At 67.1% G+C, this 13386-nt stretch carries 13 protein-coding genes; 6 read left to right on the top strand and 7 right to left on the bottom strand.

Going from position 1 to position 13386, the window contains the following annotated elements:
- Positions 1-194 precede the first annotated feature (194 nt).
- The 3 genes from D4Q52_RS13875 (at position 195) to D4Q52_RS13865 (ending at position 3212) form a co-directional block, all read left to right on the top strand.
- A complete protein-coding gene (locus D4Q52_RS13875; RefSeq protein WP_119857165.1) occupies positions 195-1412 on the top strand; it encodes an MFS transporter in 1218 nt (405 codons plus the stop codon).
- 212 nt (positions 1413-1624) lie between these two features.
- Positions 1625-2752 carry a RuBisCO large subunit C-terminal-like domain-containing protein gene (locus D4Q52_RS13870; RefSeq protein WP_119857164.1) on the top strand — a complete coding sequence of 376 codons (1128 nt, stop codon included), beginning with the start codon at positions 1625-1627 and terminating at the stop codon, positions 2750-2752.
- Positions 2718-3212 (top strand): cupin domain-containing protein, encoded by a 495-nt coding sequence (locus D4Q52_RS13865; protein ID WP_119857163.1) that lies wholly within the window; start codon positions 2718-2720, stop codon positions 3210-3212. The genes D4Q52_RS13870 and D4Q52_RS13865 overlap by 35 nt, the downstream gene beginning before the upstream one ends.
- 115 nt (positions 3213-3327) lie before the next feature.
- Here the strand turns inward: D4Q52_RS13865 and D4Q52_RS13860 are convergent, their stop codons facing one another.
- The 7 genes from D4Q52_RS13860 to D4Q52_RS13830 form a co-directional block, all read right to left on the bottom strand.
- Positions 3328-4086, bottom strand: coding sequence for an SDR family oxidoreductase (locus tag D4Q52_RS13860; protein ID WP_119857162.1), 759 nt, complete (start codon positions 4084-4086; stop codon positions 3328-3330).
- 111 nt (positions 4087-4197) lie between these two features.
- On the bottom strand, positions 4198-5364 hold the full coding sequence (locus D4Q52_RS13855) for a GNAT family N-acetyltransferase (RefSeq protein WP_119857161.1): 1167 nt from the start codon (positions 5362-5364) through the stop codon (positions 4198-4200).
- A 201-nt stretch (positions 5365-5565) separates the two neighbouring features.
- Complete coding sequence (locus tag D4Q52_RS13850) at positions 5566-6075, bottom strand: GNAT family N-acetyltransferase (RefSeq protein WP_234831195.1); 510 nt, start codon at positions 6073-6075, stop codon at positions 5566-5568.
- Positions 6076-6317: 242 nt separating this feature from the next.
- Positions 6318-7064 carry a proteasome-type protease gene (locus tag D4Q52_RS13845; protein ID WP_119857159.1) on the bottom strand — a complete coding sequence of 249 codons (747 nt, stop codon included), beginning with the start codon at positions 7062-7064 and terminating at the stop codon, positions 6318-6320.
- Between the two features lie 160 nt (positions 7065-7224).
- A complete protein-coding gene (locus tag D4Q52_RS13840) occupies positions 7225-8076 on the bottom strand; it encodes a transglutaminase family protein (protein WP_119857158.1) in 852 nt (283 codons plus the stop codon).
- 142 nt (positions 8077-8218) lie between these two features.
- Positions 8219-9163 (bottom strand): alpha-E domain-containing protein, encoded by a 945-nt coding sequence (locus D4Q52_RS13835; RefSeq protein WP_119857157.1) that lies wholly within the window; start codon positions 9161-9163, stop codon positions 8219-8221.
- A gap of 167 nt (positions 9164-9330) precedes the next feature.
- A complete protein-coding gene (locus tag D4Q52_RS13830) occupies positions 9331-10749 on the bottom strand; it encodes a circularly permuted type 2 ATP-grasp protein (RefSeq protein WP_119857156.1) in 1419 nt (472 codons plus the stop codon).
- 211 nt (positions 10750-10960) lie between these two features.
- Here D4Q52_RS13830 and D4Q52_RS13825 point away from each other — a divergent pair, with 211 nt between their 5' ends.
- The 3 genes from D4Q52_RS13825 (at position 10961) to D4Q52_RS13815 (ending at position 13283) form a co-directional block, all read left to right on the top strand.
- Positions 10961-11704, top strand: coding sequence for a competence/damage-inducible protein A (locus tag D4Q52_RS13825; RefSeq protein WP_119857155.1), 744 nt, complete (start codon positions 10961-10963; stop codon positions 11702-11704).
- A gap of 111 nt (positions 11705-11815) precedes the next feature.
- Positions 11816-12322, top strand: a complete 507-nt coding sequence (gene gpt / locus D4Q52_RS13820; protein ID WP_119857154.1) for a xanthine phosphoribosyltransferase — start codon at positions 11816-11818, stop codon at positions 12320-12322.
- 328 nt (positions 12323-12650) lie between these two features.
- Positions 12651-13283 (top strand): hypothetical protein, encoded by a 633-nt coding sequence (locus tag D4Q52_RS13815; protein WP_119857153.1) that lies wholly within the window; start codon positions 12651-12653, stop codon positions 13281-13283.
- The last annotated feature ends 103 nt before the right edge of the window (positions 13284-13386 follow it).

Raw genomic sequence — 13386 nt, 5'->3', positions numbered from 1 at the left:
CGATGCGGCGCGGCGAGGCCAGCCTCGATGCGGCGCACCGCGCACCGACTTTGTGCGCAGGTGGCAGCAGCCGTCGCGATCCGCAACCGGTGCGGGGCAGGCGTGCCGGAGCGCCGCTTGACGCTGCGGGCGGGGCGCTGCATGGCATGGGAAATGACCCATTCTCGGCCCCGCGCAGCCGGTCGCGCGATTCCATGACGACGCTCACCGCTTCGGATTCGCTGCTGCGGCATCGCCCGCTGATGCTGTATCTCGGCGCGCGCACGTTCTCGCGCTTCGCCAGCCAGATCGCCGCTGTCGCGGTCGGCTGGCAGATCTACGACATGACCTCGAGCGCGTTCGCGCTCGGCATGATCGGTCTGGTGCAGTTCATCCCGACGGCGGTGCTGGTGTTCGTCGCCGGCCATGCGGTCGATCATTACGACCGCAAGCGCGTGGTGCAGATCTGCCAGATCGCGCAGGGGCTGACGGCGCTGTTTCTGGCGCTCGGTACGTTCGGCGGCTGGCTGAGCGTGACGCAGATTTTCGTGGCGATGACGGTGGTCGGCATTGCCACCTCGTTCGAGAGCCCGGCGGTGGCAGCGCTGCTGCCCTCGGTGGTGCCGGACGGGACGCTGCAGCGCGCGACCGCGACATCGACCGGCGTCGCGCAGCTGGCGATGATCACCGGCCCGGCGATCGGCGGCTTCGCTTATGCGGTGTCGCCGACGCTGCCTTACGCCATCATGGCGGCGTTCTGGATCGTCGGCAGCCTGCTGATCCCGCTGGTCGCGGTGACGCGCGCCGCACCGACGGAAGTCTCGACGGAAGTCGACGATCTCTATTCCGGGCTGCGCTTCGTCCGCTCCAATCCGGCGATCCTCGGCACGATCTCGCTCGATCTGTTCGCGGTGCTGCTCGGCGGCGCCACGGCGCTCTTGCCGATCTATGCGCGCGACATCCTGCACACCGGGCCGTGGGGCCTCGGCGTGCTGCGCGCCGCGCCGGCGATCGGCGCGCTGGCGATGACCATCGTGCTCGCCCGATATTCGATCACCAGCCGGGTCGGGCTGCGGATGTTTCAGGCCGTCATCGTGTTCGGCGTCGCCACCATCGTGTTCGCGCTGTCGTGGTGGCTGTGGCTGTCGGTGCTGGCGCTGGTGGTGATGGGCGCGGCCGACACCGTCAGCGTGGTGATCCGGTTCTCACTGGTGCAACTCGCCACCCCGGACAACATGCGCGGCCGCGTCGGCGCGGTGAACTTTTTGTTTATCAACGCCTCCAACCAGCTCGGCCAATTCGAGAGCGGCGTCACCGCGGCGCTATTCGGCGCGATGCCGGCCGCGGTGCTGGGCGGCGTCGGTACCGTGGCGATTGCACTGTTGTGGATGAAGCTGTTCCCGACGCTGCGGAAGATCGAGCGGCTGGAATAGAGGCCATCCCCGCAGACGCCGTCATTGCGAGGAGCGTAGCGACGAAGCAATCCAGCGCCGTGCACGGGGCCCTGGATTGCTTCGCGGAGCCTGTCATCGGGCGGCGATTCGCGCCGACCCGTTGGCTCGCAATGACGGGGAGAGGCTGAGGCGCTTGCTTGCAGTTCGAGGCGCGCTTTAAGGTCGATGACGCCAAAGCTGGAGCTTCGCTGATGACCGACCAGCACATCATCGCGACCTATCATCTCAGCAGCGACGCGGCGCGGATCTCCGAACGCGCGATGTATCTTGCGATCGAGCAGAGCGTCGAGTGTCCGCTCGAGGCGATCGGTGATCCGTGGGTGCGCGATGCGATTCTCGGCCGGGTGACGCGGATCGAACAGATCGCCGAGGGGCGCTACGCGGTGCGCATCGCGCTTGCCGCCGTCACCGCGCCGCCCGAGCCGGGGCAGCTGCTCAACATGCTGTTCGGCAACGCTTCGATGCAGCCGGATGTCGAGCTGGTCGATGTCGAGCTGCCGCGCGCTTATGCCGACGCGTTCGGCGGGCCGCGCCAGGGCATCGAGGGAATCCGCGCCCGCACCGGCGCGCAGGGCCGCGCCCTGACCGCGTCGGCGCTGAAGCCGCAGGGGCTGTCGCCGAAGGCGCTGGCGGGCATCGCTGGCCGGCTGGCGCGCGGCGGCGTCGATCTGATCAAGGACGATCACGGCATCGCTGATCAGAGCTACAGCCCGTTCGCCGAGCGCGTTCGCGTCGTCGGCCGCGCGGTGCGCGACGCCAATGATCAGTCCGGCAGGCGGACGTTGTACGCGCCGCATGTCTCCGGTTCGCTCGAAACCATGCGGCGGCAACTCGATCTGATCCGTGCCGAAGGCATCGAGGCGCTGATGCTGATCCCGATGATCGTCGGACTGTCCAACTTCCATGCGCTGGTGTGCGAAGCGGAGGGCCTGGTGGTGCTGGCGCATCCGGCGATGTCCGGCGCCGCGCGGATCGCGCCGCCGCTGCTGCTCGGCAAGCTGTTCCGATTGCTCGGCGCCGACGCCACGGTGTTTCCGCACGCCGGCGGCCGGTTCGCCTCGACCGCCGAGGGCTGCCGCGCGCTGGCAGAGGCGGCGCGCGGCGATTGCGAGGGGATGCGGCCGTGCCTGCCGGTGCCGGCCGGCGGCATCGCGATCGACCGCGTCGCAGACCTGTTATCGTTCTATGGTGAAGACGTGATGCTGCTGATCGGCGGCAGCCTGCTCGCCGCCGGCGAGCGGCTGGCCGAGCAGGCGGCGTCGTTCACATCGGAGGTGGCGCGGCATGGCCAATCACAGCACGACATCGTCACCAGCTGAAACGCCTGCGGGCGAGAGGCCCGGGGTTCGCGCCCAGACGGCACCCGGGCGCTGGGACGGCGTCGCCGTCATGCCCTACAAGCAATCTGCTGAGGCGCCGTTTCGCGACGTGACGCGGCAATTGCTGTTCGCCGACCCGAAGCTGGCCTGCGAATGGCGTTACTTCGAAGTCGAGGAAGGCGGCTGGTCGACGCTGGAGCGCCACGCGCATGTCCATGCGGTGATGATCCATCGCGGCCAGGGGCAGTGCCTGGTCGGTAGCGTGATCAGCGACGTCGCGGCCGGCGATCTCGTCTTCATTCCGCCGCTGACCTGGCATCAGTTCCGCGCCAATCGCAACGACTGCCTCGGCTTCCTCTGCGTCGTCAACGCCGCGCGTGATAGGCCGCAATTACCAGGTGGCGATGATCTCGCCGAACTGCGCCGCAATTCGGCGGTGGCGGAGTTTATCCGGGGGTAGGCCCGGAAGTTCGCATAGCTGAGTTAGGTCCTCAGATCTCTCCCTTCATGCCCGGGACAAGCCCGGCCATGAAGGAGGTGTTGCGCAAATCAAGTGATAAGAGTCCGCGGACGCTTCACCCCCGCCCGACAAACGGCATCTTGGTGGCCATCACGGTCATGAACAGCACGTTGGCGTCGAGCGGCAGGCCGGCCATGTAGGCGACGGCGTCGCCGACAGCCTTGGCGTCCATGCGCGGCTCGTGGCGGGTCGAGCCGTCGGGCTGCAGCACGCCGGGGCCGTCGACCATGCGGTCGGTCATCGGCGTGGCGGCGTTGCCGATGTCGATCTGGCCAACCGCGATGTCATAGGCGCGACCGTCGAGATTCGACGATTTGGTGAGCCCGGTGATGGCGTGCTTGGTCGTGGTGTAGGCGGACGAGAACGGCCGCGGCGCGTGCGCCGAGATCGAGCCGTTATTGATGATGCGGCCGCCGCGCGGGGTCTGCTGCTTCATGATGCGGAAGGCGTGCTGGGTGCACAGGAATGGCGCGGTGAGGTTGGTGTCGACCACGGTCTGCCACTGCTGCAGTGACAGATCCTCGAACGGCACTGGTGGCGCGCCCATGCCGGCGTTGTTGAAGAGAAGGTCGAGCCGGCCATAGGTGGCCACGGTCTTGTCGAATAGCGCGGCGATCGCGGCGGGATCGGCCATGTCGGCCTGCACCGGCAGGCTTTGCCCGATGCCTTCGCCGAGCTTCTGCGTCTCCTCAAGCAGCGCCAACCTTCGACCCGCCAGCACCACGGTGAAGCCGGCCTGCATCAGCGCCAGCGAAGCGGCGCGGCCGACGCCGGTGCCGGCACCGGTGACGAGTGCGATCTTGGTTGCGGACATGGTTTCTCCCCGATGTTTCTGTGTCGTTATGATCCGGTGCCGATCGTAGAGGCTGCATGGCCGCGCAACAAGCGGAGCCGTGCGTTGTCACGCCGTCGGCCGATCAGCCGCTCAGGCGGACGCGCGTTTGTCTTCGGTCGGGGCGGGGGTCTTCGCGGGGGCTTGCTGGGACCGCGCGCGATATTGCTGGACGGCGTGCCAGACGCGGTCGGATTGCAGCGCCGCCTTGCCGAGCAGCGTGCGGCCGCCGACGAAGGAGGGCAGCGTCACCTGCTCATTGGCGAAGCGATATTTGTAGTCCTCGTCGCCGCACAGGAAATCGATCGTGGTGGCACCGTGGTCGACTGCCCATTTGATGTAGTCGAACAGCAGGATGTAGCCGGGCGAGCTGCGCTCGAAGGTGGCGTCGTAGGTGGTGACATAGGCCATCATCGTGTCGTGCTGCACGAAGTTGATGGTCATGGCGACGATCACGCCGTCGCGCTCCAGCGTGAAGATGCGTAGCACGCCCTTGTCGGCCATCACCTGTGCCAGCGCCGGCAGCATTGACGAGCCTTCGTCGAACAGCGGCGCGACCAGGCCGTTGCGTGCGCACCAGGCGCGCTTCAGTTCGGCGCAGCGCTGTAGCGCCGGGCCGAGCGGCTCGCCCTCCGGCAGCCTGCGAAATCTGACCTCGGCGCCCTCGTTGAGCAGCTTCAGCGAGCGCCGATAGTTGCGCCTTGCGTTGCCGGATTGCTGGCCGAACCAGGCCTGGCCGCTATCCCAGGGGCCGACGACGCGCAGGCTGGTGGCCTGGCGGTGGTGCGGACGCAGCGCAAGCTTGCTGCCGGTCTGGCGGGTCAGCGACATCGCCGCGGCGGTCGGCAACAGATGCCCCAGATAGGCGGCATCGAAGCCGCGCTCGGCGGTGGCATGGGCCCACAGCCGCTGCACCAGCGCCGGATCGGCGCCGGGCTGCAGCAGCACATCGCAATAATCGGTGTAGTCCTTGGCGGCCCATTCCAGCACGCGGACGCCGTGCAGCCGGCTGATCGCCAGCGGCAGCACGGCGATCAGTTCGTCGCCGCGCCAGGCCAGCACGATGAACAGCTCGCGCCGCTCGGGGTCGGGCAGCGCACCCCACCACGCCGACACCCAGGCGTGGCTTTGAAACACCAAAGCATCGGCGCGCTGCCACAGGCTTTCCCAGGCGTCGCCGATCTGTTGCAGGCGGTCGGCGGTGCGCACGATGTCGAAACGTATGTCGTCCGCTCGCGCTGCGCCGGGCATGCTCGTCATCGTCCAAGTCCTTCCTCTCCGGCGTTTTCGCAAGCGCCGCGAGCCGTACACCACAACCGACAATCTAGCATTGAGGCTCCGACGTTTTGACCGTCGCAGCCGGGGGAACAGCAAACAGAGTTAATCGGCTGGTGTTGCGGCAGAACGCGAGCGCCGGCATGCGGATGGCATTGGGTTGAGATGCTCCCCGCCTGCGACGCTTTAGCGCGGCGCTGCTAACGGTGCGCCGGCGAGGGCGCGCGACATGTAGCAGGCGTCGCCGCCATAGCTGGCGAGTTTGGCGTCCAGCGCCGGATGGGCACGACGCGCAAATCCCTGCGCGGCCCAGAACGGCGACGTTCCGCCCACGGCGACCAGCGAGATGTTGTCGGCGATGGTCGCGGCGTGCCGGATCAGCAGCGCCACAATGGCAGCTGCCGCACCGCTCCTGCGCGCGGCCGGCAGCAGCGCGATGTCGTGGATGTAATAGGTGGTGGCCGGCGAGGGCAGCGCGCCGAGCATCGTGTTGAGCGCGGGCGGCTGGGCGAAGGTCCAGGGATGGCTGATGAGATAGCCGGCGATGCGCGCGCCGGCGCCATCCTCCTCAGCCAGCACGTAGCAGCCCTGCGGATACAGCGCGAGACGCTCGGCAAACACCGCGGCGTCTTCGGGATAGTCGACATGCACCGCAGCGGCGATGGCGCTGACCGCGGGGAGGTCAACGGTGGTCATCGTACGCCAGCGCTGGCGTTGCCCCCTCATGGAGATGCAGTGCCTTGACGTTCGTCATTCCGGGATGCGCCCGCAGGGCGCAGGCCCGGAATCCATAACCACGGACGGGCGTGGGTGTGCACGGCGGGAGAGGCCGTCGGCCTGTTGAGAGGCCAGGGGCTATGGATTCCGGGTTCGCGCTGCGCGCGCCCCGGAATGACGGGGAGAGGTGGGAGCGGAACGATAGGCGCCATTGCGGCGAACTACTTCGCGTCCTTGTACGGCGGCCTTGGGATGTTTTTGTGGGCGGCGCGGAGCGCGGCGGACCAGCGCGAGCGCAGGTCGTGGAAATACGGCTCGCCGGCTTCGATGCGGTGGTTGAGGTCGGCGTCGCAGACGTCGGTGCGGACGACGAGAACGTCGATCGGCAGGCCGACGCCGAGATTGGAGCGCATCGTCGAATCCATGGAGATCAGGCTGGTCTTCAGCGCCTCGTACAGTTCGACGTCGTAAGTAATCGCGCGGTCGAGCACCGGCTTGCCGTATTTGTGCTCGCCGATCTGCAGGTACGGCGTATCGATGGTGCATTCGATGAAATTGCCGGCCGGATAGATCATGAACAGGCGCATGCGCTCGCCCTTGATCTGGCCGCCGAACAGGAACGACACTTCGTAGTTGATGTCTTCGGCTTTGAGCGCCTGCGCCTCGGTGGCGTTGACGTGGCGGATGGCGCGGCCGATCAGCTGCGCCGCCTGGAACATCGTCGGCGCCTCGATCAGCGTCTCGCGCGTGCCGGTCTCGGGGTCTTCGAGGCCTTCGGTCAGCGTCGACAGCACCGATTGGCTGATCGACAGATTGCCGGCGCTGGCGATCGCCATGATGCGGTCGCCCGGCTTGTTGAAGACGTGCAGCTTGCGGAAGGTCGAGATGTTGTCGAGCCCGGCATTGGTCCGCGTGTCGGCGATCATCACGAGGCCGTCCTGGACCAGCACTCCGCAGCAATAAGTCATCTCGTCCTCGGCACGTCCGTCGATCAGGGGAAACCGGCGCGGCTGTGCGCTCGGCGACGCGCAGACTAGAGCATTTCGCCGCGCAGGGGAAACCGCCCGGCACTCGGCAATTGTGCGCAACTTGCAGCGCAAGCGCGGCCGCGCTGTCGGCGCGATGTCCCTATTGCGACTGGGATTGGGACTGCGACTGCGATGGCGACTGCCGGCCGCCGGCCTGGTCGACCTTGACGGCGACCGTCAGGGTCTCGAGCCCGCCGCCATAGCGCGTGCCGCGCACCGGCGCGGCGCCGAGATAGTCGAGCCCGATGGCGACCCGGGCATGGGCGTCGGTGGAGCAGATGCCGTTGGCCGGATCGAACCCGACCCAACCCAGCGCCGGCACATAGGCCTCGGCCCAGGCGTGGCCGGCCTGCTGATGCACCTGGCCGTCGGCGCGCAGGAAGTGCCCCGACACGAAGCGCGCCGGCACGCCGCCGGAGCGGGCGCAGGCGATGAACACATGCGCGTAGTCCTGGCAGACGCCGCGGCGCAGCGTGAACGCCTCGGCCGCGGTCGTGCCGGAATGCGTCGGATCGTCGTCGAACGTCATGTGCTCGTTGAGCCGCAACATCAGCGCATGCAGGAAGCTGATCGCGTCGCCCTCGGCGCCGCCGATCTCGCGGGTGAAGGCGGCGATCGCCGGAGTCGGCTCGGTGAGATCGGTGGAGCGCAGGAACAGCTGCGGCGGAAACCGCTCGTCGGTGCCGCGCATCACGCCGCCGGTGTCGTTGGTCTCGATCAGGCCTTCGGCCGTGATGGTGAGATCCTCGGTGGCGCCGAGCGTCAGCACGTGGGTGATATTGCCGAAGGCGTCGTAGTGCATGTCGAGCTTGGCATCGGACGAGATATCGATCTGCCAGTCGGCAACGTATTGGCCGTCATGGCTGCCGGGCGTCATCCGCAGCACCTGGATCAGACCGGTGGCGGCGGGCTCGTAGCGATAGGTGGTGGTGTGGGAAATTCGCAGGCGCATGTCGGCATTCCGGATCGTCGCGGCGCGGGGCGCGCGGACTATATCAGCTATAAGAGCGGGGGCTTTGCTGGAATCGCCGGCGTGCCCGCATTTTTCGAAGGCGCGTGATCCCGGCGGCGCGACACGCGCCCGGGAAATTGCGTCAGATCAGATATTGCTTGGCGATGATCTCGCCGAGCCGGCTGTTGTCGGCCAGGAACTCCTGGATGAATTCGTGCAGCCCGCGCTGGAAGATGTCTTCCATGTCGGAATGTTCGAGCCGGTTGCGCATGCCGCGGGCGTGGCGCTGCGCCGGGCCCTGCCGGCCATAGGCGACGCCGATCTGGTCGAGATTGCGGACGAGGTCGCCGTAGCACGAGGCCAGCGAGCGCGGCAGGCTGTCGTTGAGGATCAACAGGTCGGCGATCAGCCACGGCTTCAGCGTCTGCCGATACACCCAATGATAGGCGGTCTGCGCCGACACCGAGCGCAGGATCGACGACCACTGATAGTAATCGAGCGGGCCGCCGACGTGCTCTTCCTCGGGCAGCAGCAGATGATATTTGACGTCGAGGATGCGCGCGGTGTTGTCGGCGCGCTCCAGATGCACGCCGAGCCGCGAGAACCAGTAAGCGTCGTTGCGCAGCATGGTGCGATAGGCCGAGCCGTCGAACCGCAGCGAAGCTTCCTGGACGAAACGCAGGAAGCCGTCGAGCTGTTCGCGGGTCTTGGCGCCCTTGCTCCATCGCTCCTGCAATTCGATCCAGGTGCTGTTGATGGTCGCCCACATCTCGCCGGTCAGCGCGGTGCGCACCGAGCGCGCGTTGAGCCGCGCCGCCTCGATGCAATTGCGGATCGACGACGGGTTGGTCGAAGCGAACGCCAGGAATTCGACGACGTTGGGCTCGTTGGCTTCCTCATAGTGCGTGTAGAAGCTCGCGGCGACGCCGGCCGTCAGCAGCGCCGAGTCCCACTCGTTGCCCTGGCCCGAATAGGTGTTGGGCAAAGCGGTGACGCGCAGCGTCGCCTCGATCGTCCGCGCCAGATACTCTGCGCGTTCGACATAGCGGGCGAGCCAGAACAGATTTTCAGCGGTGCGGGAGAGCATGGAGCGAACTCGGCGACAGCGTTCTCGCTCCCCCCTTGCGGGGGAGGGGCGGGGTGGGGGGTGACGCGAGGTGAGGCTCCCGTTGTGGACCCCCACCCCCGACCCCTCCCCGCAAGGGGGAGGGGAGCAGGCAGCGGTTGCGACGGCGCTGACCGTTCTGGGCGAAGCTACTCATCCAAAATCCACGTGTCCTTGGTCCCGCCGCCCTGGCTGGAGTTGACGACCAGCGAGCCTTCTTTCAGCGCGACGCGGGTCAGGCCGCCGGGGACGATGGTGACGTGGTCGCGGCCGGTGAGCACGAACGGACGCAGGTCGACGTGGCGCGGGGCGAGGCCGGCATCGGTGCAGGTCGGGCAGGTCGACAGCGCCAGCGTCGGTTGGGCGATGAAGCCTTCCGGCTCGCGCTTGAGCTTGTCGCGGAACGCCTCGATCGTCGCCTTGGTGGCGGCGGGGCCGATCAGCATGCCGTAGCCGCCGGAGCCGTGCACCTCCTTGACGACGAGTTCGCCCAAGTGATCGAGCACGTAAGCGAGGTCCGCCGGCTCACGGCAGCGCCAGGTCGGGACGTTCTTCAGGATCGGCTCCTCGCCGAGGTAGAACTTCACGATCTCCGGCATGTAGCTGTAAACCGCCTTGTCGTCGGCGATGCCGGTGCCGACCGCATTCGCGAGCGTGACATTGCCGGCGCGGTACGCCGACATCAGGCCGGGCACGCCGAGCGCCGAATCCGGACGGAAGGTGAGCGGATCGATGAAATCGTCGTCGACCCGGCGATAGATCACGTCGACGCGCTTCAGCCCCTCGGTGGTGCGCATGAACACCTCGTCGTTCTTGACGATGAGGTCGCGGCCCTCGACCAGCTCGATGCCGAGCTTGTCGGCGAGGAACGAGTGCTCGTAATACGCGGAGTTGTAGACGCCGGGCGTCATCAGCGCGACGGTCGGCTCCGAGGACGAATGCGCCGGCGCCACCGAGCGCAGCGCGGTCAGGAGTTCGTCCGGATAGCGCTCGACCGGCGCAATGCGGTGGCGGGCGAACAGGTCCGGAAACAGCCGCATCATCACTTCGCGGTTTTCCAGCATGTAGGACACGCCGGACGGCGTCCGCGCGTTGTCCTCCAAGACGTAGAAATCCTCGTCGTCGACCCGGACGAGATCGATCCCGGCGATGTGGACGTAGACGTCGTGCGGCACGGCCTGGCCGTTCATCTCCGGGCGGAACACCGGGTTCTGAAAGATCAGATCGTGCGGGATGATATTGGCGCGCAGGATGTCGCGGCCGTGATAGATGTCGCGCAGAAACAGATTGAGCGCGCGCACCCGCTGCTTCAGCCCGAGTTCCATCCGGGCCCATTCGCGGCCGGACAGGATGCGCGGGATGACGTCGAACGGGATCAGCCGCTCCTGGGCTTCGGCGTCGCCGTAGACCGCAAAGGTGATGCCGATCCGCCGGAACAGCATCTCCGCTTCCTCGCGCCGGTGGGCGAGCGCCTCGGACGGGGTGTCGGCAAGCCAGCGGGACAATTCCTGGTAGGCCTGGCGGGGCTCGCCGCCGGGGCCGTTCATCTCATCAAACGCAACTGCCATGTCGCCAAATTGATTCCAAAGCTGTTTGCACCAGAGTGCAGCACGGAACACGGTGGTAGCAAGCGCCGGGCCAGCAAGATATGGATGGACCCGAGCGATTTCTGCGAGCGCGGCGCAAGGTTGCCCGAAAAACGGGCGACGGCCCGCTCAAATAAGTGCCAAAGTGCAAGTTGAGACGGCTGGACCCCAGCCGGGAGGGACAAGGGACGTCATGAGCGACATCGTCACGGCGGGTATTCTGGTGATCGGCGACGAGATCCTGTCCGGCCGCACCAAGGACAAGAACATCGGCTTCATCGCCGAATACCTCACAAACATCGCTATCGATCTGCGCGAGGTGCGCGTCGTTGCCGACGACGAGGACGCGATCATCGAGGCGCTCGACGCGCTGCGCCATCGCTACACCTACGTCTTCACCACCGGCGGCATCGGCCCGACCCACGACGACATCACCGCCGATTGTGTCGCCAAGGCGTTCGGCGTGGCGATCGGCTATCACCCCGAGGTGGTGGCGCGGTTCCGCGAGCGGTTTTCCGAGGCCGAACTCAACGAGGCGCGGCTGCGGATGGCGCGGATCCCGGAGGGCGCCGAGTTGATCCAGAGCGCCACCATCATCGCGCCCGGCTTCAAGATCGGCAATGTCATCGTGATGGCCGGCGTGCCGTCGATCATGCAGGCGATGATGGACATCGTCGCGCCGAAGCTGAAGTCCGGCGTGAAGATGCTGTCGGAGACCGTCAAGGCCGACGCCCGCGAGGGCGACATCGGCGGACCGCTGCGGGCAATCGCCGCGGCGCATCCGGATACGATGATCGGCAGCTACCCGTTCCTCGACGAGGAGCGCAAGCCGAACACCAACCTCGTGGTGCGCTCGCGCGACCCGGAGAAGCTGCAGGCGGCGATGACCGCGGTGAAGCAGATGCTGGCGGAGCTGCAGGGCGCGCGGACTGGTTGAGGCACCTCGCTTCCGTCATTGCGAGCGAAGCGAAGCAATCCAGCTCCGTGCACGGTGCTGGATTGCTTCGTCGCTTCGCTCCTCGCAATGACGGAGAAACTGGAGTTGTGAATGGAAAACGAGCAGCGCGCCGGCCGGCCGTTTCCGGTGTCGTGGGATCAGTTTCACCGCGACTGCCGGGCGCTGACCTGGCGGCTCAACGAGGTCGGCCCGTTTCACGCGGTGATCGCCATCACCCGCGGCGGGCTGGTGCCGGCCGCGATCGTGGCGCGCGAACTCGGGCTGCGGGTGATCGACACCATCTGCATCGCCAGCTACGCGCACGACAAGCAGGGCGAATTGCAGGTGCTGAAAGGCGTCTCCGAGCAGACCGCCGCGCTCGGAGGCGGCACCGGCAAGGGCCTGTTGATTGTCGACGATCTGGTCGACACCGGCAAAACCGGCCGCATGGTCCGCGACCTGTTGCCCGACGCGCATTTCGCCACCGTCTACGCCAAGCCGCAAGGCAAGCCGCTGGTCGACACCTTCATCACCGAAGTCTCGCAGGACACCTGGATCTTCTTCCCGTGGGACACCGGCCTCAGCTTCCAGCCGCCGCTGAAGGATGGGGCGGCGTAGCATCCGTCATTGCGAGCGAAGCGAAGCAATCCAGCCCCGAGCACGAAGCTGGATTGCTTCGTCGCTTCGCTCCTCGCAATGACGCGGAGAGCGCGTCGCAGCCTAACCTCTCCCCGCGCGCGGGGAGAGGTCGGATTGCGCAGCAATCCGGGTGAGGGGGCGCCTCCGCGGGCCTGAGCTTTTCGGGCGGCTCGTGTGAGTGCGGATGAATACATCGCAGGCGCTCGGCCGCGCGGGAACGCCCCCTCATCCCAGCCTTCTCCCCGCGCGCGGGGAGAAGGAGCGCGCCGTGCGCGGGGAGAAGCCGTGCGCGAGATCAGGAGTTCTCATGCCGCTGCAAAACCGCGTGACGCCGTTCGGGGACATCCTGGCGGTGGCGGCGCGCGGACTATTCACCGGCAATCGCGGCATCATCCATGATCCGGCGACGCGGACGCTGCTGAGCCGGCGCTGGTCGAACCCGGCGTGGCTCATTTGCGTCTGCGACTTCCGCGGCCGCCGCCGCGCCGTGATGGCGACGCGGAGCTGGACCGAGCTGTTCTTCCTCGACGAGGCCACCGCGCTCGCGGCGGGGCATCGCCCCTGTTACTTCTGCCGCCGCGACGACGCGAGCCGCTTCGCCGCGGCCTGGGCGCAAGGCAACGGCCTTGCACGGGTGAGCGCGAAGGAGATCGATGCGGTGCTGCATCGCGAGCGGCTCGACGGCAAGGCCAAGCGGCTGCATCCGCTGCCGTGCGCGATCAGCGCGTTGCCGGATGGGGCGATGGTGGCAGCGGACGACGAATGTTATCTGATCGCGCAAGGGACGCCGCTGCGCTGGTCCTTCGACGGCTATTATCCAATCGACCGCAGCACGCTAAATCGCCAACCGACGCCAGTCTTACTCACACCGCCATCGACGTTGCGGACGCTTCGTGCAGGCTATCAGCCAGCGCTGCATCCGAGCGCAGGCACCACCTAACCCCGTCATTCCGGGGCGCGCCTCTTGGCGCGAGCCCGGAATCCATAGCCCCCGTGCGTGCGATGAGCACCGGGGCTAGGACTCGCTCTAACAATTAAGGTCA

This window comes from Rhodopseudomonas palustris (genome assembly GCF_003591005.1).
In the GTDB taxonomy this organism is placed as follows: domain Bacteria; phylum Pseudomonadota; class Alphaproteobacteria; order Rhizobiales; family Xanthobacteraceae; genus Rhodopseudomonas; species Rhodopseudomonas palustris_K.
Note: the sequence above shows the minus strand (reverse complement) of the source record. Positions and strands in the feature narration are given on the sequence as shown.

What these genes read in the sequence shown, in the direction of transcription:
- D4Q52_RS13875 (WP_119857165.1), top strand. Translation starts at nt 195, where the DNA reads ATGACGACGCTCACCGCTTCGGATTCGCTGCTGCGGCATCGCCCGCTG.
- D4Q52_RS13870 (WP_119857164.1), top strand. Translation starts at nt 1,625, where the DNA reads ATGACCGACCAGCACATCATCGCGACCTATCATCTCAGCAGCGACGCG.
- D4Q52_RS13865 (WP_119857163.1), top strand. Translation starts at nt 2,718, where the DNA reads ATGGCCAATCACAGCACGACATCGTCACCAGCTGAAACGCCTGCGGGC.
- D4Q52_RS13860 (WP_119857162.1), bottom strand. Translation starts at nt 4,086, where the DNA reads ATGTCCGCAACCAAGATCGCACTCGTCACCGGTGCCGGCACCGGCGTC.
- D4Q52_RS13855 (WP_119857161.1), bottom strand. Translation starts at nt 5,364, where the DNA reads ATGACGAGCATGCCCGGCGCAGCGCGAGCGGACGACATACGTTTCGAC.
- D4Q52_RS13850 (WP_234831195.1), bottom strand. Translation starts at nt 6,075, where the DNA reads ATGACCACCGTTGACCTCCCCGCGGTCAGCGCCATCGCCGCTGCGGTG.
- D4Q52_RS13845 (WP_119857159.1), bottom strand. Translation starts at nt 7,064, where the DNA reads ATGACTTATTGCTGCGGAGTGCTGGTCCAGGACGGCCTCGTGATGATC.
- D4Q52_RS13840 (WP_119857158.1), bottom strand. Translation starts at nt 8,076, where the DNA reads ATGCGCCTGCGAATTTCCCACACCACCACCTATCGCTACGAGCCCGCC.
- D4Q52_RS13835 (WP_119857157.1), bottom strand. Translation starts at nt 9,163, where the DNA reads ATGCTCTCCCGCACCGCTGAAAATCTGTTCTGGCTCGCCCGCTATGTC.
- D4Q52_RS13830 (WP_119857156.1), bottom strand. Translation starts at nt 10,749, where the DNA reads ATGGCAGTTGCGTTTGATGAGATGAACGGCCCCGGCGGCGAGCCCCGC.
- D4Q52_RS13825 (WP_119857155.1), top strand. Translation starts at nt 10,961, where the DNA reads ATGAGCGACATCGTCACGGCGGGTATTCTGGTGATCGGCGACGAGATC.
- gpt (WP_119857154.1), top strand. Translation starts at nt 11,816, where the DNA reads ATGGAAAACGAGCAGCGCGCCGGCCGGCCGTTTCCGGTGTCGTGGGAT.
- D4Q52_RS13815 (WP_119857153.1), top strand. Translation starts at nt 12,651, where the DNA reads ATGCCGCTGCAAAACCGCGTGACGCCGTTCGGGGACATCCTGGCGGTG.